General features: G+C 36.3%; 20 protein-coding genes. 9 read left to right on the top strand and 11 right to left on the bottom strand.

Annotation, left to right across the window (positions count from 1 at the left end; all coding sequences use genetic code 11):
- The first annotated feature begins 86 nt into the window (after positions 1 to 86).
- From dusB to B8977_RS10010, 5 genes are read left to right on the top strand one after another with little or no spacing between them, the layout of a single operon-like run.
- Positions 87 to 1073 (top strand): tRNA dihydrouridine synthase DusB, encoded by a 987-nt coding sequence (gene dusB, locus B8977_RS10030; protein ID WP_084017685.1) that lies wholly within the window; start codon positions 87 to 89, stop codon positions 1071 to 1073.
- 57 nt (positions 1074 to 1130) lie between these two features.
- On the top strand, positions 1131 to 1520 hold the full coding sequence (locus tag B8977_RS10025) for an acyl-CoA thioesterase (protein ID WP_245828522.1): 390 nt from the start codon (positions 1131 to 1133) through the stop codon (positions 1518 to 1520).
- Positions 1521 to 1553: 33 nt separating this feature from the next.
- Positions 1554 to 2048 carry a DinB family protein gene (locus tag B8977_RS10020; protein ID WP_084017578.1) on the top strand — a complete coding sequence of 165 codons (495 nt, stop codon included), beginning with the start codon at positions 1554 to 1556 and terminating at the stop codon, positions 2046 to 2048.
- 56 nt (positions 2049 to 2104) lie between these two features.
- A complete protein-coding gene (locus B8977_RS10015) occupies positions 2105 to 2674 on the top strand; it encodes a hypothetical protein (protein WP_143736445.1) in 570 nt (189 codons plus the stop codon).
- 59 nt (positions 2675 to 2733) lie between these two features.
- Complete coding sequence (locus B8977_RS10010; RefSeq protein WP_084017576.1) at positions 2734 to 3402, top strand: DUF1287 domain-containing protein; 669 nt, start codon at positions 2734 to 2736, stop codon at positions 3400 to 3402.
- 5 nt (positions 3403 to 3407) lie between these two features.
- Here the strand turns inward: B8977_RS10010 and B8977_RS10005 are convergent, their stop codons facing one another.
- The 10 genes from B8977_RS10005 to rimP all read right to left on the bottom strand — a co-directional run bounded on the left by B8977_RS10005 (position 3408) and on the right by rimP (position 20949).
- Positions 3408 to 4010, bottom strand: coding sequence for a CDP-alcohol phosphatidyltransferase family protein (locus B8977_RS10005; RefSeq protein ID WP_084017575.1), 603 nt, complete (start codon positions 4008 to 4010; stop codon positions 3408 to 3410).
- A 10-nt stretch (positions 4011 to 4020) separates the two neighbouring features.
- On the bottom strand, positions 4021 to 5994 hold the full coding sequence (locus B8977_RS10000; RefSeq protein ID WP_084017574.1) for a putative porin: 1974 nt from the start codon (positions 5992 to 5994) through the stop codon (positions 4021 to 4023).
- A gap of 98 nt (positions 5995 to 6092) precedes the next feature.
- Positions 6093 to 7529, bottom strand: a complete 1437-nt coding sequence (locus tag B8977_RS09995; RefSeq protein WP_084017573.1) for a RagB/SusD family nutrient uptake outer membrane protein — start codon at positions 7527 to 7529, stop codon at positions 6093 to 6095.
- An 11-nt stretch (positions 7530 to 7540) separates the two neighbouring features.
- Positions 7541 to 10579, bottom strand: a complete 3039-nt coding sequence (locus B8977_RS09990; protein ID WP_084017572.1) for a SusC/RagA family TonB-linked outer membrane protein — start codon at positions 10577 to 10579, stop codon at positions 7541 to 7543.
- 165 nt (positions 10580 to 10744) lie between these two features.
- Positions 10745 to 12193 (bottom strand): RagB/SusD family nutrient uptake outer membrane protein, encoded by a 1449-nt coding sequence (locus tag B8977_RS09985; RefSeq protein ID WP_084017571.1) that lies wholly within the window; start codon positions 12191 to 12193, stop codon positions 10745 to 10747.
- A gap of 9 nt (positions 12194 to 12202) precedes the next feature.
- Complete coding sequence (locus B8977_RS09980) at positions 12203 to 15331, bottom strand: SusC/RagA family TonB-linked outer membrane protein (RefSeq protein WP_084017570.1); 3129 nt, start codon at positions 15329 to 15331, stop codon at positions 12203 to 12205.
- Between the two features lie 124 nt (positions 15332 to 15455).
- Positions 15456 to 16133: a hypothetical protein gene (locus B8977_RS09975; RefSeq protein ID WP_084017569.1), complete on the bottom strand. Its 678-nt coding sequence runs from the start codon at positions 16131 to 16133 to the stop codon at positions 15456 to 15458.
- 131 nt (positions 16134 to 16264) lie between these two features.
- Positions 16265 to 19171: a translation initiation factor IF-2 gene (infB, locus tag B8977_RS09970; RefSeq protein WP_084017568.1), complete on the bottom strand. Its 2907-nt coding sequence runs from the start codon at positions 19169 to 19171 to the stop codon at positions 16265 to 16267.
- Positions 19172 to 19234: 63 nt separating this feature from the next.
- On the bottom strand, positions 19235 to 20470 hold the full coding sequence (gene nusA / locus B8977_RS09965) for a transcription termination factor NusA (protein WP_084017567.1): 1236 nt from the start codon (positions 20468 to 20470) through the stop codon (positions 19235 to 19237).
- Between the two features lie 11 nt (positions 20471 to 20481).
- The gene (gene rimP / locus B8977_RS09960) at positions 20482 to 20949 is read right to left on the bottom strand and encodes a ribosome assembly cofactor RimP (RefSeq protein ID WP_084017566.1); all 468 of its coding nucleotides are present in this window, start codon (positions 20947 to 20949) and stop codon (positions 20482 to 20484) included.
- 1 nt (position 20950) lies between these two features.
- Between rimP and B8977_RS09955 the strand changes: the two genes are divergently transcribed.
- Positions 20951 to 21511, top strand: a complete 561-nt coding sequence (locus B8977_RS09955; RefSeq protein WP_245828520.1) for a methylated-DNA--[protein]-cysteine S-methyltransferase — start codon at positions 20951 to 20953, stop codon at positions 21509 to 21511.
- 50 nt (positions 21512 to 21561) lie between these two features.
- Here B8977_RS09955 and B8977_RS09950 read toward each other — a convergent pair whose 3' ends face one another.
- Positions 21562 to 22113 (bottom strand): DUF456 domain-containing protein, encoded by a 552-nt coding sequence (locus B8977_RS09950; protein WP_143736443.1) that lies wholly within the window; start codon positions 22111 to 22113, stop codon positions 21562 to 21564.
- Positions 22114 to 22203: 90 nt separating this feature from the next.
- On the opposite strand from B8977_RS09950, the gene B8977_RS09945 reads away from it, so the two are divergent.
- From B8977_RS09945 to B8977_RS09935, 3 genes are read left to right on the top strand one after another with little or no spacing between them, the layout of a single operon-like run.
- Positions 22204 to 23430, top strand: a complete 1227-nt coding sequence (locus tag B8977_RS09945) for a mechanosensitive ion channel family protein (RefSeq protein WP_143736441.1) — start codon at positions 22204 to 22206, stop codon at positions 23428 to 23430.
- Positions 23423 to 24157 (top strand): pyridoxine 5'-phosphate synthase, encoded by a 735-nt coding sequence (locus tag B8977_RS09940; protein ID WP_084017564.1) that lies wholly within the window; start codon positions 23423 to 23425, stop codon positions 24155 to 24157. The genes B8977_RS09945 and B8977_RS09940 overlap by 8 nt, the downstream gene beginning before the upstream one ends.
- The gene (locus B8977_RS09935) at positions 24154 to 24927 is read left to right on the top strand and encodes an alpha/beta fold hydrolase (RefSeq protein WP_084017563.1); all 774 of its coding nucleotides are present in this window, start codon (positions 24154 to 24156) and stop codon (positions 24925 to 24927) included. Before B8977_RS09940 ends, B8977_RS09935 begins: the two co-directional genes overlap by 4 nt.
- Positions 24928 to 24974: the final 47 nt, after the last annotated feature.

The following is a 24974-nucleotide window of genomic DNA, read 5'->3' as shown; positions in this document are numbered from 1 at the left end:
TTATTTAATTTGTAATAAATATATAATACAATTGACATCAATTATTTTTAAATTTTTGAATGCTTATCTTTGCAAAAAATTTCATTTTGCCAAAAATCGGAAACATAGAATTACCGAAATTTCCTTTGTTGCTTGCGCCCATGGAAGACGTGAGCGATCCGCCGTTTCGCCGTTTGTGTAAAATTCACGGTGCGGATTTGATGTATTCTGAATTTATTTCTTCGGAAGGATTGATTCGCGACGCCATCAAAAGCCGCAAAAAACTGGACATCTTCGATTATGAAAGACCCGTTGGTATTCAGATTTTTGGCGGAGATGAAGAAGCTATGGCTCTTTCTGCAAAAATTGTGGAGACTGTACAGCCTGATTTGGTGGACATCAATTTCGGTTGTCCGGTAAAAAAAGTCGTTTGTAAAGGAGCCGGAGCCGGTGTTTTGAAAGACATTGATTTGATGGTTCGCTTGACCAAAGCTGTGATTGAAAGCACACATCTTCCGGTTACCGTGAAAACCCGTTTGGGTTGGGACAATGATTCTATCAACATTCAGGAAGTTGCGGAACGTTTGCAGGAAACGGGCATCAAAGCACTTTCCATCCACGGACGAACACGTGCGCAGATGTACAAAGGTGAAGCTGACTGGACAGAAATCGCCAAAGTGAAGGCCAACCCAAACATTGAAATTCCTATTTTCGGAAATGGCGATATCGATTCGCCTGAAAAAGCTTTGGAATACAAAAAAAAATACGGCGTTGACGGCATCATGATTGGTCGCGCTGCCATCGGAAACCCTTGGATTTTTAACCAAATCAAACATTTCTTAAAAACGGGCGAACATTTACCCGATCCGACTTTAGCAGAACGTGCCGAAGCAGCCAAAAACCACCTGACTTGGGCTTGTGAATGGAAAGGCGAACGCACCGGAATTCTCGAAACACGCATGCACTACACCAATTATTTCAAAGGGGTTTCGCATTTCAAGCCTTACCGACAAAAACTGGTTACTTCTGATAATTTGAGTGAATTGATCGATATTTTGGATGATGTTTCTCAATTTGAAAATTTGGAAATTTGAAGATTTTAAAATCTATTCCAGACCGAAATCATTCGTTTCCTTATTTAAAAATTTATTATGCTTATCCACGAAAAAGAAATCAAAATCACCGCTGAACATTTAGACAAAAACAACCATGTAAATAACGTGCAGTTTGTTGCTTGGGTAGAAATGATTGCGGCTGAACATTGGGATCTGGAAAAACATAAAACCAAACATTCCGCAAACATCTGGTTTTTGGTGGATCATCATATACAATACAAAAAACAGATTTATTTAGGTGACGAATTAATCCTGAGAACTTACCCTGAAAACCCTGAAGGAATCCGTCAGCCGCGTAAAGTTGAATTCTATAAAAACGGCGAACTGGTCGTAGATTCAAGAACAAAATGGATCATGATGAATCCCGAAAATAAAAAGATCGTACGCATAGAACAAGATTGGCTCGATGCTTTGAAAGAGGGATGATTGTATAACACCCAGATAAATATTATTTAAAATATGGACAATTCCAAATCAATAAAAGAATCCATTTGGAGTCAATTTGGCGCCAGTCTTGACATGCTTGAAAATGCAATTACGATGTGTCCGGACGAAAATTGGGACACGGAAATACGATTTTGGTATGATTGCTACCATTGTATTTTTTGGACAGATTATTACTTAACGACCGAACCAAGCAAATTTACTCCACCCCCACCTTTTACATTTTCAGAATTTGACCCAACAGGAAAGTTGCCAGATAGAACTTACACCAAAACTGAAGTGCTTTCTTACTTAGAGCATTGTCGAAAAAAGGCAAACCTGATAATATCAGAGCTGACAAGCGAGAAATTAAACCAAAGATGGATCAATGAATACAAAAATTATTCTCAATTTGAAATTTTGATTTATAACATCAGACACATTCAACACCATTCCGCTCAGTTAAACTTGTTATTACGACAGACAATTAACAACGCTCCCAATTGGGTAGGTCAAGCTAAAAAGAATTAACATCAAATATTCTGAAACAAAAAAATCTTTACTTTTATCTGAATTAATTTTTTCAGATGAAACAAACATTTCTAATGCCCGCTTTATTCCTATTCAGTTTTGTCTTTGCACAAATCACCAATACCTCTGTCAACAAAGAAAATTTCGAAAACTCCGGATTTCCATACAAAGGAAAACGCGTTTTGCAGGTGGAGAACATTTTGACACCCCAAGAGGAAAACTATTTTGTATTTTCTAAGAATGAACACAATTCAGGACAAGATGAGCTGTACATACAGCAGTTCAAAAAAGTGAATGGCGAGTGGAAAGTGACTTCCGAGCAGACAGTTGCTGAAAAAGGAATCATGACTTCGGTATGGGATGCGAGGAAATCGTTTTTCGATGCGGATAAGGACGGGCAGGCAGATGTGCTGTTTGTATATTCGAAACATCCGAAAGGTGATATAGACACACAACTCAGTGTGGTTTTGCTTTTGATCTACAAAAATAAATTTTACCGAATCGAAAATACAGCGGAAACGAATTATGATCCGATGTACGATATGTATGATTTCAATCCGGAGGATTTGCCCGCTGCTGTTTTTAAAGAGTTTGAAGGGTATTGGGAAAGGTTGGATAAGAAATGATGACGTAGCTCGGAAGATGTATACCGGATGTAATTTTAGAATTCATAAATTTTGATTAAATGAAAAAGGTTTTTGTTTTAGGAGTAATTGCAGTTGGGTTGATAAGTTGCAAGCTGGAAGTTACATCCCATGATTCTTATAATGAAGCAGAAATTAAAACGCTTGCTAAATCTGCTGAAATCCCTCAACAAGAAACAAATTTAACCCCGAAGCAAAAGAAAATTTCGGACGCAGCTTTATCTATCGTGGATCCGAGCATCGATTACGATCCGGCTTATTTCAGTATTGATTATCCGAACGGTGATGTGCCTGCCGACAAAGGAGTTTGTACCGATGTGGTAATTCGCACTTACAGAAAATTGGGTGTGGATTTGCAGCAATTGGTGCACGAAGATATGAAAGCTAATTTCAATCTTTATCCCAAAACTTGGGGACTTTCCAAGCCCGATACCAACATCGACCACCGCCGTGTACCTAATCTGATGGTTTATTTTTCCAGATTTGGACAGGAAAAACCGATGACGGATTATGCAGATGATTACCTACCGGGCGACATCGTCTGCTGGAGACTCATCAACGGAATGACACACATCGGCATGGTCGTTGATAAAAAATCCAAAGACGGGAAACGTTTCAAAATCGTCCACAACATCGGCGGCGGACAAGTGCTCGAAGATGTTTTGTTTCATTATGAAATCATCGGCCATTATGGGTTTGAGGAGTTCTAAAATAGTTAGCTATTAAATAGCTTCCATTTTTTGAATGGTTTACTTTTTCGAATTAAGTAAGCATGATATGAGCTTGGTATATCGTGATTCCATTGAGGTAAAATTAATACAATCAATATAACATCTATTTGTGAAATCATCCCAACTATGACACACAGATAAAAGAAGAATCCCATTTCCTGAAATCCTAAAATAGATGTAAAAACAAGTAAAAGTGTAATTCCCCAAAGTTTAGACAGATAAGAATGTGTTGAAATTTCCTTTTTAAATTTCAGAAAACTAATGAGATAAATTGTTCCTTCTAATATAAATAAAGGTAAAATAAACCATTTATTTTCATTAATGAATTCAGGATAAATCATCCAAATAGAAAAACCAATGGATATCCAAAATAATAGATCTACCTGGCTGTCGGCTCGTCGTAATAATTTTGTTGAAACGTTTAATCTTCTGGCTATAATTCCATCAAAGATATCAGAAATAAAACCAAGATACATTAATAATAAAACCCAGATAGTGCTTTCTTCCTTAAATTTATAAGCTATTAAAAGTATAATAGGTGTGCAAAGCAACCGGAATATAATCAATAACCATGGAATAGATTTCAATTGACAAATATTAAGTAAACAAATACCACTTCACTCCCATCTGGATTTTGAAATCGCGGAAAGGTGTATTGGGTGCGCTGTAATAATTGTTTTCTCCCCAGAATGTATTGAAATGGTCGGCACGCAGATAGATGCGCATACGGTCGACTTTGATGTTGAGGAAGAAGTCTAACATGGGGAATCCTCCGATTTTCTGAATGCCCGTTTCTGTGTTGGTTCTTTGCAGCATGAATTCGTTGATGACCGGGAAGAATTCTCTCGATTCAAATTCTGTAAAATAATTGGCATTGAAACCAATCTGGACTTCTGCTGCATTGTCAAACACTTTGCTCTGCCAGTAAATAGAAGCTCTCGCAATCAAGTCCGGCAACGGCATGAAGGCTGCGTTTTGGGTTACCTTTTGGTATTGAACGGTGGTTCTCAAATTGAATTTCTTGTATGTAAGTAAATTATTGGCTTTGATCTGGAAAAGAGAAATGCTCCCGTCCAATTGTCGCGGTCTGAAATCTGAGCCTACATACACATACTTTTCTACATTATACAAACTGGCTTCGACGTCTGTGTTTAATTTCTCCAAATCAATTTTCCCGAATAGTTTTTGCGTATTGGTATTGTCAAATCCGATGTTGTAATAATTAAAATCTTTGTAGAAACTTTGATTGTAAATCACATTTAGAGACGGATAAGCGGATTGTAACAAGGCACCTCCGATGATATGGTAACCGTCAATAGGCTGAATATCTAGTACTGCATTGACGTTGTATTGGCTTTTAAAAATTTCTCCCGATTTGAATTCTGCATCGGCATTTAATTTAATTTTTTCATTCCAGTCAAAATATAGTTTCGCAATACCACCGATCAACTGGTCTTCCATTTGTTGCGGAATATTGACCAACCCTTGTGTGAGTGGATCGGGTGAATATAGTTTCACATTTTCATACCGGAAACCGGCTTCGATAAGCAATCGTTCGCCCCAGGTAAATTCCAATGTGGAAGTATTTTGTAAAGTCTCAAAACTTCTGAGATTTCTCCTTCCCAATCCTATAAATACTGCGCTTTGGTAATAATCTTCGGCTGTATTTTCCTTGTGTAAATATTTTTGTTTTTCGTAGGTAAAAACATTTTTAATCCGCAAGGGCGAACCTGTGGACAACGAATCTGATTTTGCCTTCCCAAAGAAACCATAACTCGAACCCACATGAAATCTTCTTGAATCAAATTCGGTGTCAGTATAGTCTAAATTGACTAATATATTCTGGCGGTTCGTGGTTCCTAAACTGTCGTCTTTCACAAATTCGTCGAGATTTTGAATCCCTCCGTTTTCTTCGTTGTCTATATTTTGCGACATGAAATGCGTCCAGATTTTCAGTCTTTCATTCTTAGATTGATGGCTAAGAGTTGCAATAAAGGCATTATTTGCTGCCAAGCTGTTCGCATACCGACCCACTGAACGAAGTCCTCGGTAACGTGCGGAATAATTCCACTGAGGCGTCAGGTTGTGCGTAAACGTGGTGGAAAGGTATTGCCCTTCGCGCAATCCGTTCTCATAAATGAATTCTGTAGACGGTGTTTTTACATCGTAGTATTTCACGTCTTCTGCATAAATATAGTTGAACGATTTTCCGGTTGGCAATAATTGAATCCTTGGGTTGGATTCTTCGTATTCTAACGGATTAAATGTCTGCCCGAAATTGGGAAAGAACATCTTTCCAAAAACGTCTTTTTGGGTGAAATTCTGATTGTACAAACTTTCGATTGTCAAAGCCGTGTCGATGACCTCTGGTTTGGTATTTCTTTCCGTCCAATATTTATAATCTAAAATAGTAGGATTGTGAACCGCCAAGCTGTCGTTGGCAACTTCACGTTTGCTGAATTCATTTAAGGAATCCTGAACTGCTTTCTGGTCTTGGTTATTTTGAATGATTTGTGCATCCAAATTGAAAAAGCATATTAAAAGAAACAATAGCCCAAACAGCTGCTTCATATAACGACAATTGATTTGCCACAAAGTTAACTGAATTTTAATTGAATAAAAAAACCCACTCGATTGAGTGGGTTTAGTATTACTAATATTAATAAATATTATTGCCACAATGGGTGTTGAGTCATTAATGGATTTAATAACATCTCCCCTACTTCTGGCATAGGAAATACCATGTATCTACTGTTTGCTTGAACATCACATATAGTTCCTCCACAGTTAGTTGATTTTACAAATCCTAAGTTATTTCTTTTCAAATCATAAAAACGTTGACCTTCTCCGAAGAATTCTTTTCTTCTTTCAGTCAAAATATCGCCTAATAAATCTGTTCCGGAATAAGGACTTGCACCTCTTGTAGCAGCAAAAGCATTTAATTCAGTCAATGCAGTTCCTGTTTGCCCTAAATGATAAAGTGCCTCGATACGGTTCAATACAGCCTCTGACATTCTGAAAACCTTAACATTGATTGCATAGTTCCCTTCTGGTGCTACAGTTCTTGGCCATTTAGTCGTCCAAACACCTAATGGTGTATCAGATGCTGGAGCTCCAGCAGTTGAGAATAAACCTCTACGTACATCCCCTGCCTCAAACATATTATAAAAATCCTGTCTGAACAACAAACTTCCATGAGCACCTGTTCTGTGGTAAAAAGAAGAAATAGCAGAGTTTAACTGTAAGTTGTCACCTGTTGTAAAGTTAATTTCCCAAATAGTTTCAGGTTGATTTTCACTCAAAGCAACCTCTCCATTGAAATAAGTCACATAATTTGCAGATGAAACAAATCCAAATTCACCTGGAGAACTGTTAATCACTTGATCAGCATAATTCAAAGCCAATTGATAATCTCCAGCTTGTCCTCTTGTCAAATAAACTTTTGACAATAAAAATTTAGCTGCAGTTGGACTGAAATAACCTTTATTCAAATTAATGTTCTGGTTCATTTTAGCAATCGCCTTCTCTAAATCTAAGATAATCTGATCATAAGTTCCCGCTACAGTAGCTCTTGGATATGTTTCAGACGGATTAAATGGACCCGTATATACAGGAACTCCATATTCTTGGTACTGACCAGAAGTTGGATTAGAAGCAAAAAGGTTCAAAGCATAAAATAGTCCTAGCGCTCTCATCATATGAGCCTGCCCTTCAATGTTTTCAACAACAGGAGTTACCTCCAATTGATGATTCAATACAATGTTGGCATAAACAATCATTTTATACAAACCACCCAATTGCCCTAAATCTGTTTGAGGTGAAAAACCTAAGTTATTTACTCCCGTAAAATAACCATCATTGGTAGTACTCACAAAAACATTATCAGAGATTAAATCTCCATTTATCAAAATGTTTGCGCCGAACATATTTGCAGTACTCGCTTGATCATAACCTCCAACCAACATGGCCTGAAGACTTGTTTCATCCGTTATCGCAGTCTCCAAAGGATCTTGTAAAACTGGTAAAATATCTAATTCGTCTTCTTTACATGAATTCAGTAAAACAGAAGATACTAATAAACTTAATATAAATCTTGAAAATTTCATTTTTTTTTAATTTAGAAATCAATAGATACACCTAATGAAATGGTTCTCATAATTGGCGCTGTATAATCAAACTGACCTTTACCTTGCCATCCTCCCCCAAAAGCATTGGTGTTAGATTCGGGATCAAAATTTAAATCCTCATCAAAAACCCATAACCAAAGATTGGTTCCTTTTACATAAACTGTAAGGTTATCTACACCGGTAGATCTTTTGAACAACTCTCCAAAGCTATAAGCTACTTTTGCCTCTTTCAAACGGATATGGTCACCATCTCTCAAATGTCTCGTAGAGAATAAGTTTGACTGTGAACTGTTTCCAGCAATCTGAATTGGATTTGAAGCATTTGGATTTTCAGGAGTCCAGCTATCATACAATACGTCTGTAGTTTGGTTGTATGTATTGTACTCACCATCATTGGTTACATAATTTTGCCATCTGTTCATTACAGAAAATTCAAACTGACCTGTAAAAAATGCACTCAAGCTAAAACCTTTGTAGATGAATTCTGTTTTTAAACCTGCCATATACATCGGAAATGGTGTTGTGCCTTGAAAATAAGGTGAAGCTGATGCCCTATCTGTTGTTGTTTCTGTTTCAGTTTCATCTGTAAAGTATAAACCTGCTCCGGTTAATGGATCAACTCCTGCCCAACCTCTCATATAATACTCTGCAAAAAGTCTTCCTTCTTGAATTCCTCGCAATGAACTTACTTGAATTTCATCAGGATTCAACATATTACCTACTGTACCTTTGTTATATGAAAAGTTACCATTTAAAATCCATTTGAATTCTTTGTTGATTGGTCTTGCATCAAATGCAACCTCAACTCCTTTATTAATAATTTCACCAATATTTCTTTGTGAAGTACCTGGATATGTAGTATTTGCAATACTTGCATTGTAGATTGCAGAAGATGTAGTTTTATTATAGACATCTACTGAAGCTCCAAAAACATTGCTCGCTAATCTGAAATCTAAACCAAGGTTTAACTGTTCTGCGGTTTCCCATATTAAAGTAGGATCACCTATTCTTATAAGATCTAAGCTAGGCTGACCACCATATCCAGCAGCTCCTACTAAAGTATATTGATTGTAAATTGACCCCCATCCATCAGCATAAGGAACATTTCCAATTTCACCATAACTTGCTCTCAATGTCAATTCACCTAAGAATGAAGGCATAAATTTCTCTTTAGCCACATCCCATCCGGCACCTACCGACCAGAACCATCCTGACTTATCATTACCTAAAGTTGAGTTATTATCATTTCTAACTGTTGCAGACAATGTATATTTGCTATCGTAAATATAATTTCCTCTAGCAAAGTAAGAATACTGCTTCCATTCCAAGAAATCATCAAAACCAGGTAAAATCTGATCTTGATCCTGAGAACCAAAAGTTATCCAAGGTATATCTCTAACTAATTGCCATGCCTGCGCACCTAAGTTAAAATATTTATGTTCCTGATACTCAACGCCTACAAAGGCTTGTACATCATGTTTTTCGTTGATTACATTTCTATAGCTAATGGAGTTGTTCCAGTTCCAATCAAAAGTTTGGGTATTCGACTTTACGACATTACCACCATAGTTCAAACCGTCGCCCATCTGTTTACTCCAAAACTGAAGTTCGTCAATGATTTGGTACTGTGTTCCAAACATAGAATAAGCATAGAAATTTTTAGCAAATTGAAATTCAGCATTGATAGAAGAAACAAATGTTTTAATATTTGCGCTCATTTCATCCACATTTTGAAGTCCTACCGGATTGTAATCACTTTGAGCACCTAAGTCTTGATTATAATCTCCAGATTCATTATAAACTGGATATATCGGGGCAATAGTCCAAACTGTTAAGAATGGGTTTCTGAATGCTCCACCATCGTCAATACCAGTTGTTGAAATGTGAGTAAAGTTAACGTTACCACCTAATTTAAATTTATCACTTACTTTATGATCAACTGCTAAATTTGAACTAAATCTATCAAATTTACTGTTTACTAACAATGGTCTGTTTTCAGTATAAGCACCTCCAATTCTAAAAGAAGTGTTTTCAGATCCACCTGTTGCTGAAAAGTTATATGTTTTAACTGAAGCATTATTTCTGGTAACGGCATCTAACCAATCTGTATTTGTAGTACCATCCCATCCTCTGTCTGAAGAAAATTGATCCACTGCAGCTTGCATTGATTCAAAATTTCCTGGATTTGCATTGAATAAAGTCAATCCACCCCATTTAATAAATTCTTCAGAGGTCATCCATTTTTGGTCATCAAAGGCAATATTCTGAATACCAAAGTCTGATGATAAATTAAATCTTGTTTTCTGATTGTATTTACCTCTTTTTGTAGTAACTACAATTACCCCATTAGCTCCTCTTGCTCCATACAAAGCAGTCGCAGAAGCATCTTTTAATACTGCGATATTTTCAATACTATTAGGATCAATACTTGAAAGCGGATTAAAGGATTCCATAATAGATGCAGCATCTTGTCCTTTACCCACTACTACTCCATCAATTACATATAATGGATTTGGTGTCCCCACAAAGGAACCCACACCTCGAATTGTAATTAGGTTAGTACCTCCTGGGTGACCACTATTTGTAGAGAATGACAAACCTGCTACCCGTCCGTTTAATACCTCATCTACTGAAGAAACTGGTGCTAGTTCAAAATCTTGTCTTCCTACAACTGTATTAGCTCCTATTCGTTGCGCAGCATCTAGTTTAACACCACCAACTAGAGTAACTTCAGTTAATACTAAAGCTTCGCCTAATTTAAGAACTCCTAAATTATTTTTACTAACATTGAACTCTTTAGTTGTTCCAAATAAATCTGCCACAACCAAAACGTCTCCCACTTTGGCGTCAATCGAAAAAGCTCCTTTTTCATTTGTTATCGCCGAAGCATCTCCCCCTCTTACAGTTACTTCTGCGTCAGATAGTGGAAATCCATCCCCATCCTGTACAATTCCCGTAACTTGGGCAAATACTACCTGCCCAACTAAGAGCAGGAAAAGTGCACTTAAAAATGCAAATTTTGTCCTCATACTTTATTTTTTATAACATTATCGTCGCAAAATTGTAACATTTTATTAAGAATTCCAAGTTTATTTAGAATTTCGTCCAGAATTTAAAAGTTAATTTTTAACTATGTTAAATAAAAAAACCGTTTCATAAAGATTATGAAACGGTTAAATAAATTTAAAAAATGATTAATATCCAGGATATTGAGTCAAAGCACTATTTTGATTTAAAACTCCTTCATCCATAGGGAAAACAAATCTTAAATCATTTGCAGGTAACTCACAAGTATTACAGTTAGTAGTTCTAACTATTGGTAAATTATACCTCTTTAAATCATAGAATCTATGTCCTTCTGCAAAAAACTCCTTATATCTTTCAGTAAGGATGTCATTTAATAGATTACTTCCTGTGTAAGTTAAGCCTCCTCTAGATGTTGCAAAATCATTCAATTCTGTTAGGGCAACACCAGTCTGACCTGTTAAATAAAGAGCTTCTATACGATTTAACTGAGCTTCAGCGAATCTTAAAATTTTAATATCTCTAACAAAATTTCCTGATTCTGAATTCCGGGTCCATTTAGTCGTCCAAAGCCCTGTTGGGCTATCTGTAGGTGGTACCCCCTGAGCTGTAAAAAGACCTTTTCTTACATCACCAACATTGTCGCCAAAACTAGCAAAAAAACTTTGTGTAAATAAGAATGATCTTCTTGTTCCTGTTCTTTCATAATAACTTGACAAAGATAAATTACCTCCAATCCCAGCAGAAGCGCTGTTATTAAAATTTAAGTCAAGTTCCCAAATAGTTTCTGGACGATTTTCAGTTACAGCATTAAGGTTAGCATTAAAATACGCAACATAATCTGCTCCAGAAATTGGAGCGTTTACAGTAGAAATAGGTGCAAAAACTGATGGTGAACTATTTACAACTTCTGTAGCGTATTGCAAAGCAAGTTCTGCATCACCTGCGGCTCTTCTTGTCAAATAAACACGAGATAAAATCAATTTAGCAGCAGTTTGGCTCAAGTAATTTTTATACTCCGGCGCGCTGTGTGCACCTTGAATACCAGCTTGTAAATCTGAAATAATTTGATCATAAACCTCAGCTACTGTTGATCTGGCCGGCTGAATTGTAATATCAAAATCTCCTAAAACTATCGGCACACCGTATTCCTGATTTAGTCCTGAAGTTGGAGTAGCAGAATATGTGCTAATTAAATGAAAATAAGCAAATGCTCTTAGAATTTTAGCTTCAGCTTTTATTCTACTAACATTCTCAGAATCATCTACTAAATCATTATTTATCACTAAATTACATCTCAGTATTGCAGCATACATATGACCATAAGTACTAAAGTCATTTACTAATTCATTATAAGAAAAATTGGCTGTATTCAGATATGAACTTGAAAACATTTGGTCTGACAACAAATCACCAAACATCAGTGCTTCTGCTCCGTAAGCTTGAACGTTTGTTATACTTAAATATGCACCGTTTAAAAACATTTGCAATTTTTCCTCGGTATCAATCGTATCTAGATTATCTAGATACTCAGGCTTAATGTCTAATTCGTCTTCAGAGCATGATGTCATAATCTGAGTTGCAAATAGAGCAAGTAATATTATTAAAAACTTTTTCATAATAAAAAATTAAAAATCAATTTGTACACCTAATGAATAGGTTCTTAAAACAGGTGCAGAATACCAGTATCTTCCTTTACCAATCCAAGACCATGAGTTTGAGTTTGATTCAGGATCAAAATTCAGATCTTTGTCAAATGCATATGTCCATAAGTTTGTACCTCTGAAATAGATTGACAAATTATTTAAACCAGTACTACTTTTGAATAAGTCTCCAAAAGAATATGCTATTTTTAAATCCTTCAATCTAATATGGTCTCCTTTTTTCAAAAATCTTGATGATTCTAAACGCGATTCACTAAGATTCCCCAAAGTAGCCATTGGATTTGATGCGTCAGTATTTTCCATCCCCGGAGCAGTTGTCCAGCTATCATACAACGCATCAGTAATCTGATTACGTGTTGGGAATCTACCATCATGAATTGTATAAGAATGAACTGCATTCTGTACATAAAAATCAAACTGACCTGAGAACATAAAGCTTAAAGATACATTTTTGTAAGAAAAATCTGAACTAATTGCAGCCATATATCTTGGAAAAGCATTTTTGCCAAACCAAGCTTTTTCTGCTAAAGTTTTGTCTGTTGTTGTTTCTGTTTTAGTACCATCTGTCCAATACCATGCAGCACCATTTTCATCTACACCACCATACAATATAGTATAATATTCTCCTAGTAAATGTCCAGGAGCCAACGCTACCAATTCGTTATCCCCAGCTCCCGGATCGTCAGAACCAAAAGTTACTAAGTCTTGATAAAGCTTATCAACAAAAGTTTCTTGAAATGATCCGTTTAAGTTCAAAAACCATTTGAAATTTTCATTATTGATAATAGAAGCATCTAAAGATAGTTCAAATCCTTTGTTACTCAATGTAGCTGCATTTCCGTTATAATCGCCTAAGAAACCGGACTCTACAGCAGGTGTAACACCAAAAATTGCCAAGTCAGTCATTTTGTCATAATAATCAAGGGTTAATTTTAAACGATTATTGAAAAAACCTAAGTCAAGACCAATATCCAAGTGTTTAGATTCTTCCCAAACCAAAGAAGAGTTGCCGGGATTATTGATAGCTCCAATACCGGTATTACCACCCCAAGTATTTGTATTATTGTATCCTAATAATGCTAAAGCATCCCATTGCCCACCCCATTGGTCAGCATATGGTATATTTCCTAATACCCCATAACTTCCTCTAAGAGTTAATGTAGAAATAGCATCAGACATAAACTCTTCATTATGCAAATTCCAGGCAGCACCTAAAGACCAAAAATTTCCAAATTTTTCTCTTGAACCTAAAGTAGAGTTACCATCTCTTCTGAATTGTCCTGAAAATGTATATTTATTTTCAAAGCTATAATTCAAACGTGAGAAATATGAAATCTGAGTCCAACGAAAGTCAGTATTACCTACGAAGATTTCTTCATCCGTAAAACGAAAATAAGGTTTAAATTCGTTCATCCCATATGTAAAAGCACTAAGTTGATCATACATATGATCTTGGTATTCCATTCCTAAATAAACTTGTAAGTCATGTTTGTCTGCAAATTTATTTGTATAGCTAACCGTATTTGACCAGTTCCAATCCAACATTTGGGTTCTGTTATCCTGGTAGAATCCTTTATCATCAATTGATAAAACAAAATATGGAATGTAGCTAGCAACTAATTGTGATTCTTTCATCCACTGATATTGTGCACCATAAAGTGAATTAAAATTCAAATTTTTAGCAAACTCCCAATCAGCAGTTATGGATCCGATAACTGTATTTATTCTAGCTTTTTCTATAGTACCGTCTTGAACACCTACAGGATTAAATCCAGGAGTATAATCATTTGTACCTAAGTTACCTAGATCTTGATTATAAGTTCCATCCGCATTATAAATCTGTCTTAATGGCGACAACATGATGGCGGAGTTAACTGGATTTGCAGATGCTCTTCCTCCAGCATAGGTATCTCTGTCAATATTACTATAATTGACATTGGCACTAAATCTTAATTTATCTGAGGCTTTGTGCTCAATTGCTGAATTTAAGCTTATTCTGTTAAATCCTGCATCTCTAACCCACGGCTTATTTTCATAATAAGATCCTCCTAATCTATATGATGTATTTTCACCTCCTCCCGCTGCAGAAAAACTATAGGTTTTTACTATTGCAAGATTACGCGTTACAGCATCTGTCCAATCTGTGAAAGGGTCTCCAGCTGTATATTGAGGCTCATATGTATTTAAAAAATAATTTGTAGCATCCTCAAGTGTAGAGAAAGTAGTGCTTCCAGGTAAGCCGTTACCTCCCTGTGAGTTCCACATTAACATACCTCCGTATTTTATGTATTCATCACCATTCATCAACGTCATTTTCTCAAAGGCTCTGTCCTGAATTGCCATTTCCGAAGAAAAATTGAATCTTGTTTTTTGGTTAAACTTTCCTTGTTTTGTCTTAACAATAATAACTCCGTTAGCCCCTCTTGAACCATACAAGGCAGTGGCAGAAGCATCTTTCAACACATGAACAGACTCTATCGCATTAGGATCTAATGCCGACAAAGGATTCCATGATTCCATCATAGCAGCATTATCCGCTCCCTTACCTACAACGACTCCATCAATCACATAAAGTGGATTGGGAGATCCTACTAATGAACTTACTCCACGAATAATTACCATGTTAGACGAACCTGGATCTCCACTCGCAGAAGAGAATGTAAGACCGGCAACGCGTCCATTTAACACATCATCAACAGATGAATAAGGTGTAGACTCAAAATGTTCTCTTGAAACTACATCATAGGCTCCTACTTTTTGAGCTGCATCCATTTTAATACCTCCAAGTAAGGTTACAGTAGTTAATTCAACCGCTGATCCCAATTTTAATGTGCCTAAATTATTTTTAGAAACTTTAAAATCTTGCGATGTACCCATGTCATCAACAATAACTAAAACATCTCCAACTTTCGCATCAATAGAAAAACTACCGTTTTCTGAAGTTACGGTTGAAGCATTACTACCCATCACGGTTACTTCTGCTCCAGAAACAGGAAAATCATCCCCATCCTTCACAACACCAGTGACTTGGGCAAATAAGACCTGCCCTATGAGCAGGAATAGTGCACTTAAAAATGCATTTTTTGTCCTCATACTTAAATTTTTATAACATTATCATCACAAAATTGTAACATTTTATTAAGAAAACCTAATTTATTTCTTAAAAATTGAGCATTAAAATATATGGAGGTTATAGATAATTTAGTGTTTTGTAAAATTATTTATTTATAAAAAAAAGTATTTGATTTATATGTGCCTCTTCATTTAATGAATATGAATTATCTTTTATGAATTTTAGAATATCTTTTTCCTTTTCTCCAAACATTTTAGCAAATTCTTTTTTTGAATTTGGCAATTTCACAATATTGCCATCATTTACTTTTATATAAAAAACATCATTTGCCTTAATATACTTATCTGGCACTGTCTTGTCATATCCTGTTTGTGAAACCCGCCCTTCCTTGAATTTTATTTTTTCTTTTTTATATAAAACAACATTATCTCCGGACTGTAACTTTACTAAATAACCATTTTCATCCTTTTTGTCATCTATATAATAATTAACGTAAACGTAAGTTTTGTTTAAATTTATAATAAGAATATCTTTATCACCTACACTTGGGTAGTATTCATAAATTTTATCTTTATCTTTAAATTCCATCTTATCTTTAAAAGCATTGTATCTCCCTAAGAAAACCTGAAGTTCTCCTCCTGCTTTTATTGCTGAAAATTCCTCATAAATATACATTGATCCTTCTAACTCTCCTTTGGTCGGTGCCTTTAATTCAATTGAACCATTTTTATTAAAACCAGTATTAATGCGTTCGCTATGTATCCTTTGAGAATATACAAATTGTAAAGTCACTAAGCTTAAAAAAGCAAATATTGTTTTCATGAGTTTTTATTTAAATTTTAAGTAATTCAAATATAAATAGAATTTGTCTTTATATCCATTTATTTATTTTGCAAAAAAAGTGATAGATTTTAAAAACCTATCACTTTTTTTATTTAATATAGAATTGTACTTTACTTTAATTTCTTTTTGACTTCTACTGTTTCGTAAGCTTCGATTATATCTCCTACTTGAATGTCATTATAGTTTTTGATGTTCAATCCACATTCGTATCCTTTTGAAACTTCTTTCACATCGTCTTTGAATCGTTTCAAACTCGCCAATTCTCCATCTAGAATTACAACTCCATCTCTGATCAGTCTGATTTTTGAATTTCGGCTTACTTTTCCGTCTAAAACCATACAACCTGCAATCGTTCCCACTTTTGAAACTTTGAAAGTTTCTCGGATTTCGATGTTTCCTGTAATTTGTTCTTTCAATTCAGGTGACAACATTCCCTCCATTGCTTCTTTCACATCATTGATGGCATCATAGATAATGGAGTAGTTTCTAATTTCGATTTCTTCGCGGTCTGCGATTTCTTTGGCAGATGTTCCCGGACGTACGTTGAATCCAATCACAATCGCATCGGAAGCGCTCGCCAACAAAACATCGGATTCCGTAATCGGACCTACTCCTTTATGTAAAATGTTGATGTGAATTTCTTCCGTCGATAATTTTTGTAATGAATCTGTCAATGCTTCTACCGAACCATCCACGTCTCCTTTCAATATAATGTTCAATTCCTGGAAATCTCCTAAAGCAATACGTCTTCCGATTTCATCCAACGTAATGTGCTTCTGCGTACGGATTGTCTGCTCTCTTTGTAATTGCTCACGTTTGGTTGCAATTTGTTTTGCTTCCCTTTCGTCTTCAAATACTCTGAACTTATCACCTGCAGTCGGTGCGCCGTCCAAACCTAAGATTGTAACCGGTGTAGAAGGACCTGCTTCTTTCACCTGATTTCCTCTTTCGTCCAACATCGCACGTACTTTTCCATGATTGCTTCCGGCTACTACATAGTCTCCTACTCTAAGCGTTCCGTTTTGTACAATGATGGTTGAAACGTATCCTCTCCCTTTATCCAAAGCAGCTTCGACAACTGTTCCGATTGCTAATCTTTTTGGATTGGCTTTCAGTTCCAATACTTCGGCTTCCAATAATATTTTCTCCAAAAGTTCTTCTACATGAAGACCTTGTTTGGCTGAAATGTCTTGAGACTGAATGGTTCCTCCCCAATCTTCAACCAACAAATTCATTTGGGCTAATTGTTCTTTTACTTTTTCAGGATTTGCTCCCGGTTTGTCAATTTTATTAATTGCAAATATCAGCGGAACTTCAGCTGCCTGCGCATGGCTGATTGCCTCGCGTGTTTGCGGCATCACCTGGTCGTCTGCGGCAATTACGATTATCGCCATGTCGGTAACCTGCGCACCTCTCGCACGCATCGCGGTAAATGCCTCGTGTCCCGGTGTATCTAAAAATGCAATTCTCTGTCCGTTCGGTAATTCTACATTGTAGGCACCGATGTGCTGAGTAATCCCTCCGGATTCACCCGCAATTACATTAGCCTTTCTGATGTAGTCCAACAATGAAGTTTTACCATGGTCAACGTGACCCATTACTGTAACGATCGGTGCACGCGGAACCAAATCTTCCGGCGCATCTACTACTACATCTTCTGTGGTAATTTCTTCCTCAACATTGCTGAATTTAACATCAAATCCAAAATCATCTGCTACCAATAAAATGGTATCTGCTTCTAATCTTTGATTCATGGTCACCATGATACCCAATGACATACATGCAGAAATAACTTCCGTCACCGCAACATCCATCAAACTGGCCAATTCATTTACCGTAACAAATTCTGTTACGTGTAAAGTTTTGTCCATGTCCATGGCTTCTTGTTCCAAGGCTTCATATTCACGACGTTCTTTTCTTTTGTCACGTCTGTGTTTAGAGGCTTTGGATTTAACTCCTTTATTGGTAAGTTTTTCTAAAGTTTCTTTGATTTGTTTTGAAACTTGTTCATCTGTTAATTCCGCAGGTTGTCTTCTTACCGGAGGGCGATTGTTGTTATTTCCACCACCACCTTGACCCGGTCTGTTTTGATTTGGTCTGTTTGGATTGTAAGGAGGTCTGTTTCCGGAATTCTGATTATTGTTATTATTTGTATTGTTGCCAGAAGGTTTGTCGTCTAACTTCACATCCTTGCGGATTCTCTTGCGTTTCTTTTTATTTTCGTTTTCCTTCTTTTGTTTTTCTTTGCGTTCTTCAGCAAGTTTTTTGTCTTTTTCAAATTCAGACAAATCTAATTTTTTCCCTGTAAAATTAGGCCCATCCAATTTTTGGTATTGGGTTTTGATTTTTTCAGGCTCTGTAGATTGTGAAGCTTCAGGAGTTTGAGCAGCAGGTTTTACCTCTTCCTTTTTAGGTTCTTCCTTTTTCGGCTCCTCTTTTTTGGTTTCTTCTTGCTTCGGAGGCTCAACAATTTTTGGCGTTGGCGCTACTTCTACCACAGGTTTTGGCTCTTCTTTTGGTTCAGGCTTTACCTCTGGTATAGGTTCAGGCTTTGGCTCTTCTTTCGGAACTTCAACTTTAGGTGTCTCAATTTTTGGCGTTTCGGCTTTCGGCTCTTCAGCTTTTGGAGCTTCCACTTCTTTTTTCACTTCCGCCTCAGCAGGCTTCGGTTTTTTATTGAATTGATCCAAATCAATTTTACCAATGGTTTTAGGACCTTCCAATTCCACTTTGGGCACGGTAATTTTTTCCGGCTCAACTGGTTTTGGAGCAGGCTCTTCTTTCACCGGCTCAGGTTTTCTATCTGGCATTTTATTGATGACAACTTCTTCTGATGCTGCTTTTTGCTTAGCATCGGATTGAAATTCTTTGATCAAAACAGAATAGGTTTCCTGGTCGATTTTCGTATTTGGCGTACGCTCAACCTGAACCCCTTTCTCGCTCAAAAAGTCAACTGCGCGATCGATGGAGATGTTTAATTCTTTAAGTACTTTATTTAATCTTATCGTTTCCGACATACAATGATTTGGATTTTTCAGTTTGCAAATGTACTAATTCTAAAATTAGTGACAGGTATTATATTATTCCTCAAATTCTTCTCTCAATATTCTGATGACATCCTGGATGGTTTCTTCTTCTAAATCGGTACGTGAAATCAGGTCATTTACATCTTGTTCCAAAATGCTTCGGGCTGTATCCAATCCAATTTTTTGGAAGGCTTCGATTACCCACGCATCGATTTCATCAGAGAATTCTGCCAGTTCAACATCTTCGTCTTGTGGTATATCACGGAATACGTCAATTTCCATTCCTAACAATTTTCCAGCCAAGCGCACATTGTGCCCGCCCTTTCCGATTGCTTTGGAAACTTCTTCCGGTTTTACATACACGGTTACTTTACTGTTTTTCTCGTCGATTTCAATTCGTGAGATTTTTGCAGGACTCAAAGCACGTGTTACGTACAACTGAAGATTGCTTGTATAATTAATTACGTCTATGTTTTCGTTTTTCAATTCACGCACGATGGAGTGAATTCTTGAACCTTTCATTCCGACACAGGCTCCAACCGGATCGATTCTGTCATCATAAGATTCAACTGCAACTTTTGCTTTTTCACCTGGAATTCGAACTGAACCTTTAATAGTAATGATTCCGTCAAAGATTTCAGGGATTTCTTGTTCAAATAATTTTTCCAAAAATTTAGGTGAAGTTCTTGATAAAATAATTTGAGGTTTAATTCCTTTCAATTTTACTTCGTCAACAACTGCACGAACCGATTCTCCTTTTCTGAAATAATCAGAAGGAATCTGGTTTTCTTTTGGCAAAATCATTTCGTTTTGTTCGTCGTCCATCACAATAATGTGTTTGTGACGGATGTGGTGAATTTCACCCGAAACGATTTCCCCTTCCATGTCTTTGAATCTTTCGTAAAGATTCGCGTTGTCATGTTCCATTACTTTGGCTACCAAATTCTGTCGCAACGCCAAAACCGCTCTACGACCTAAATCCATCAAAGCTATTGACTCAGAAACCTGTTCGCCTATTTCAAAATCCGGCTCGATTTTACGGGCTTCTGATAATTCAATTTCCGCGCTGTCGTCTTCAGACATTCCATCTTCAACCACAATTCGGTTGTGCCAAATTTCTAAATCTCCTTTGTCAGGATTTACGATAATATCGAAATTATCGTCTGAGCCGTATTTTTTTCTCAAAACGCTTTGAAGAGATTCTTCTAAAATCGCCATGAGCGTGATGCGGTCTATGTTTTTTTCATCTTTGAAATCACCAAATGATTCGATCAATGCAATATTGTCCATTTTCGTATAGTTTAAAAAGTGATTTTTACAATTGCTTTTTTTATTTCTGTATAATTTATTTTCTCTTGTTTTTCCACATCGTGTTTCCCTTTCCCTACCGGTTTGGGTTCACGTGCAGTCCATTTCAAAACGATGCTTTCCTCGTCTGCTGAAACTAATTCGCCTTCTATCTCTTTCCTGCCATCTGTTTTAGTAACTTTCAAAATCCTGCCAATATTTTTCTGGTATTGACGCGGTAAAGCCAGTGGGTTTCCTATTCCGGCAGATGAAACATTCAGTGAAAAATCTGCTTCTTCACGGTCCAGATTATGCTCTACATGGCGACTGATTCTAACGATTTCATCGATTGACAAACCTTTGTCTCCATCAACCAGAACCTCAATCGCATTGTCGCCGGAGATTTTCCATTCTACTAAAAAAAGTTCAGGATTCTCGGCAACTGCTTCGTCTATTAACTGTTTTACTAATTGTTGATTCATAATGAATAAAAAAGAGAGCTATGGGCTCTCTTCATTGGTTTTTCTCCTTAAATTCGTTGCAAATATACGACAACTTTTTGAATTGATGAATTTTACCGGAAAATATTACACAGAAATTGGCTGGCTCGAAATCAAAGGAGATGAAGATTTTATTCATTCGATTTATTTCAAAGAAGATGAACCTGAGGTTTCGGAAGAATTACCGCAACATTTCATTCAATTAAATGAGCAGTTTGATGCTTATTTCAACCATAAAAAATGGACTTTCGATGTTCCGCTGAAACCAAAAGGAACTGATTTTCAAACAAGAGTTTGGAACGAATTACAGAAAATTCCATATGGTAAAACAATTTCTTATCTGAAATTGGCACAAGATTTAGGAGATGAAAAAACAATTCGTGCCGCAGCAAGTGCCAATGGAAAAAATCCAATTTCGATTATTATCCCATGCCATCGCGTCATCGGAAAAGACGGAAGCCTGACGGGATATGCGGGAGGACTGCACCGAAAAAAATATTTACTCGAATTGGAAAAAGGAATCAAAACGATGGAGTTGTTTTGAAATTCTCCTTTGACTGTCCGACTGCAGAAAGGTCAAAATGATATTTATGTTTAAATTGAGGCTTTAATTAATCCAAACAGATCAGTAAAGAAAAAAGTCCCGAAAATTGCAATCGCAAGTACCAGACTGTAAACTGTGGTTAAACCATAACCTAAAACAGATCCCAATGCCGCTTTCAGTGCTCGTTTGTAGTTATCTCTGTCATAGATTAATTCTCCAATGAATGCTCCTAAAAATGGTGCAATAATGATGCTTACAAGCCCGAACGGTGAAAATACAATTCCGACAATTAACCCGATAATCAAACCCCATATCCCGTATTTGCTGCCGCCCATTTTTTTGGTGGTGGCAATCGGAATGATGTAGTCGAGCACAACTCCTAAAATTGTAAAAAAACCGAAAATACCTACAATCCACCAGCTCATTTCTGAATAATTGAGAATTTTAGCCAGTAAAAGTGATCCGAATGCCAATGTTGACCCAGGTAAAACCGGCAAAACTGCACCGACTATACCTACTAACATCGCCAATGCAAATAAAGATTTGATGATAATTTCTTCCACAACGTAAATGTAAATGCTTTTTAGGGAATTTTTAAACATATAATTATTAGGTTTGATTTAAATTTGCAAAAAATAAAATCTGTGTTTGATAAAGCGCCCAATTTATATTCCAACAAATTTCTCACTGAAATGGCAAAAGTTGTCAGAAGGCAGATCAGGGAAATTTTTGGCGATACTTTAAACAAAGCATTTTTGCCTTTTATTGAAGTATTTGTTTGGATAGCTGCTTTGCTGCTACTGGATTTTCTTCTGCAAAAGATTTTTGGTGGAATTTTCGGATTGATTGCAAAGCATTCGAAATTTACTTGGATTAAAAAGTTTTATACCCATAAAGTATTTCGGTCACTCATTCATTTCATTCCATTGAACATCTTGATCAGCATCAATCCGTATGTTTTTCAGCGTTACCATGGCTTTGACGAATTTGCAGACAAGTTTATCAACTTAATTATTATTGTTTTAATTCTTCGATTCCTTTTCAGAGTTATTGATGCCATTATCGATATCAATGATGCAGAAGCCAGTCACACAACGGTTGGGGTAAGGACTTTTGGTCAGATGATCAAAATATTTGTTGCTTTCTTTGGGATATTGACGTTTATCGCAACATTGATAGACGTAAAAATCGGACAGATACTTACTGTATTAGGAGCTTTGACTGCGGTGGTTTTATTGATATTCCGGGATTCGATTTTAGGGTTTGTTTCAGGATTGCAGATTGCTTCTTCAAAAAGTATAAAAGTAGGCGATTGGATTTCAGTTTCCAAATACAGTATTCAGGGAATTGTAAAGGAAATTAACCTTGCTGTAACTAAAATTGAGAATTTTGACAAAACAGTTTCTACGGTTCCTACTTACGATTTGATTGCTTCAGAAGTTACAAATCACTCATGGATGACCGCGACCAATACACGTAGAATAAAACGTCCGATTGTATTTAATGTAAATTCTTTTTCTTTTTGTGATGAAGAAATGTTGAGCCGTTTCAAAAAAATTGACTTAATCAGCGCTTATATTCAATTGAAAGAAGAAGAATTAAAGGAAAGCAATAAAAATATTACCAACAAAGATTATGTAATCAACGGAAGACAACTGACGAACATCGGTGTTTTCAGGAAATATGCAGAAAATTATCTTTCGAACCGAAACGATATTTCAAAAAGTGATAAAATCGTTGTCCGCCAATTGGAATTAACTTCACAAGGTTTGCCTTTGGAAATCAGCTGTTTTGCAAGTTCATCGGATATGATTGAGTTTGAACGAATTCAATCTGATATATTTGACCATTTGATAAGTGCTTCCAAAGAATTTGATTTAGAAATATCACAACCATTTGTAATTCAACATCATGACTAAACTTAGTGTAAACATCAATAAAATTGCAACGCTCAGAAATGCGCGTGGCGGGAATACTCCGAATGTCGCAGAAGCCGCTATAAAAGCGGAAGAATTTGGTGCGCAGGGAATTACCGTGCATCCAAGACCGGACGAAAGACACATTCGTTACCAGGATGTTTATGATTTAAAAAAAGTCGTAAAAACTGAATTTAACATCGAAGGAAAACCGGTGGAAAGTTTCATGAAAATGGTTTTGGAAGTGAAACCTGAGCAAGTGACTTTGGTTCCTGATTCGGACGATGCGATTACTTCCAATGCGGGTTGGGATACGATTAAACATCTGGATTATTTGACTGAAATTATTTCCGAATTCAAACGAAATGGCATCAGAACTTCTATTTTTTTAGATCCAAATCCAAAATTGGTGGAAGCCGCTGCGAAAACAGGTACTGACCGAATTGAACTGTACACGGAAAGTTTTGCGGTTGAGTATGCAAAAGGAAATTTAAACGGAATCTATCCTTACCGCGAAACGACGGATGAAGCTCTGAAAAACGGATTGAAATTGAATGCCGGACATGATTTGAGTCTGGATAATCTGCAATATTTCATCGAACAAATTCCAGAAATTGATGAAGTCTCCATCGGTCATGCTTTGATTTCGGAATCGATTTACATGGGATTTGAAAATACGATTCAGGCTTATTTAAAGAGGATTGAGATGGCTAATAAATTTAATAGATGACTGAAATTCTCCACAGCAAAATAACGGGTGACAAACCGAAACATTTATTGATACTTCATGGATTGTTTGGTCAATCGGACAATTTCGCAACGCTTTCAAAACAGTTTGCGGAATTTTATACCGTTCATGCCATAGATTTGAGAAATCATGGGAGAAGTTTTCATTCGGATGACATGAGTTTTGATGCGATGTCCGATGATATTTTGAATTATTTAAATCATCATCAAATTGAATCCTGTTATTTGCTCGGACACTCTTTAGGTGGGCGCTCCGTAATTGAATTTTCTTACAAACATCCTAAAAACATCGACAAATTGATCGTTGCAGACATGGCTCCAAAGGCTTATCCGCCACATCATCAGGGAATCATCAAAGCTTTGAATTCAATTGATTTTGATAAAATTGAAAAACGTTCTGACGTGGAAGAAATTTTGAAACAATATATCCCAGATATAGGTACGCGTCAGTTTCTTTTGAAAAATGTTTACCATGCTGAAAATGGGAAATATGCTTTCCGTTTCAATCTTAAGACACTGACCGATTCTTATGATGGAATGGTTGGAGGAAATTTATCCAATGGTATTTTTGACAAGCCGACTTTGTTTTTGCGTGGTTCAAAATCAGATTATGTTTTGGATGCAGATTTTGATTTGATTCGTAAGCATTTTCCGCAAGCGGAAATCCAAACTGTATCGAATTCAGGACATTGGGTTCACGCTGAAAATCCGCAAGAATTCTTCCAAAAAACCATTGCTTTCCTCGAAAACTAGAATGTGATTTAGATTGATTCCGAATAAATTTATACCTTTATCCTGCC

Origin of the sequence: Moheibacter sediminis, assembly GCF_900176425.1 — a bacterium.
GTDB classification, from domain to species: Bacteria; Bacteroidota; Bacteroidia; order Flavobacteriales; family Weeksellaceae; genus Moheibacter; species Moheibacter sediminis.
Note: the sequence above shows the minus strand (reverse complement) of the source record. Positions and strands in the feature narration are given on the sequence as shown.

What these genes read in the sequence shown, in the direction of transcription:
- B8977_RS09945 (WP_143736441.1), top strand. Translation starts at nt 22,204, where the DNA reads ATGGCAAAAGTTGTCAGAAGGCAGATCAGGGAAATTTTTGGCGATACT.
- B8977_RS09950 (WP_143736443.1), bottom strand. Translation starts at nt 22,113, where the DNA reads ATGTTTAAAAATTCCCTAAAAAGCATTTACATTTACGTTGTGGAAGAA.
- rimP (WP_084017566.1), bottom strand. Translation starts at nt 20,949, where the DNA reads ATGAATCAACAATTAGTAAAACAGTTAATAGACGAAGCAGTTGCCGAG.
- infB (WP_084017568.1), bottom strand. Translation starts at nt 19,171, where the DNA reads ATGTCGGAAACGATAAGATTAAATAAAGTACTTAAAGAATTAAACATC.
- B8977_RS09980 (WP_084017570.1), bottom strand. Translation starts at nt 15,331, where the DNA reads ATGAGGACAAAAAATGCATTTTTAAGTGCACTATTCCTGCTCATAGGG.
- B8977_RS10010 (WP_084017576.1), top strand. Translation starts at nt 2,734, where the DNA reads ATGAAAAAGGTTTTTGTTTTAGGAGTAATTGCAGTTGGGTTGATAAGT.
- B8977_RS09975 (WP_084017569.1), bottom strand. Translation starts at nt 16,133, where the DNA reads ATGAAAACAATATTTGCTTTTTTAAGCTTAGTGACTTTACAATTTGTA.
- B8977_RS09940 (WP_084017564.1), top strand. Translation starts at nt 23,423, where the DNA reads ATGACTAAACTTAGTGTAAACATCAATAAAATTGCAACGCTCAGAAAT.
- B8977_RS09995 (WP_084017573.1), bottom strand. Translation starts at nt 7,529, where the DNA reads ATGAAATTTTCAAGATTTATATTAAGTTTATTAGTATCTTCTGTTTTA.
- nusA (WP_084017567.1), bottom strand. Translation starts at nt 20,470, where the DNA reads ATGGACAATATTGCATTGATCGAATCATTTGGTGATTTCAAAGATGAA.
- B8977_RS10020 (WP_084017578.1), top strand. Translation starts at nt 1,554, where the DNA reads ATGGACAATTCCAAATCAATAAAAGAATCCATTTGGAGTCAATTTGGC.
- B8977_RS09955 (WP_245828520.1), top strand. Translation starts at nt 20,951, where the DNA reads ATGAATAAAAAAGAGAGCTATGGGCTCTCTTCATTGGTTTTTCTCCTT.
- B8977_RS09935 (WP_084017563.1), top strand. Translation starts at nt 24,154, where the DNA reads ATGACTGAAATTCTCCACAGCAAAATAACGGGTGACAAACCGAAACAT.
- B8977_RS10025 (WP_245828522.1), top strand. Translation starts at nt 1,131, where the DNA reads ATGCTTATCCACGAAAAAGAAATCAAAATCACCGCTGAACATTTAGAC.
- B8977_RS10015 (WP_143736445.1), top strand. Translation starts at nt 2,105, where the DNA reads ATGAAACAAACATTTCTAATGCCCGCTTTATTCCTATTCAGTTTTGTC.
- B8977_RS09990 (WP_084017572.1), bottom strand. Translation starts at nt 10,579, where the DNA reads ATGAGGACAAAATTTGCATTTTTAAGTGCACTTTTCCTGCTCTTAGTT.
- B8977_RS09985 (WP_084017571.1), bottom strand. Translation starts at nt 12,193, where the DNA reads ATGAAAAAGTTTTTAATAATATTACTTGCTCTATTTGCAACTCAGATT.
- B8977_RS10000 (WP_084017574.1), bottom strand. Translation starts at nt 5,994, where the DNA reads ATGAAGCAGCTGTTTGGGCTATTGTTTCTTTTAATATGCTTTTTCAAT.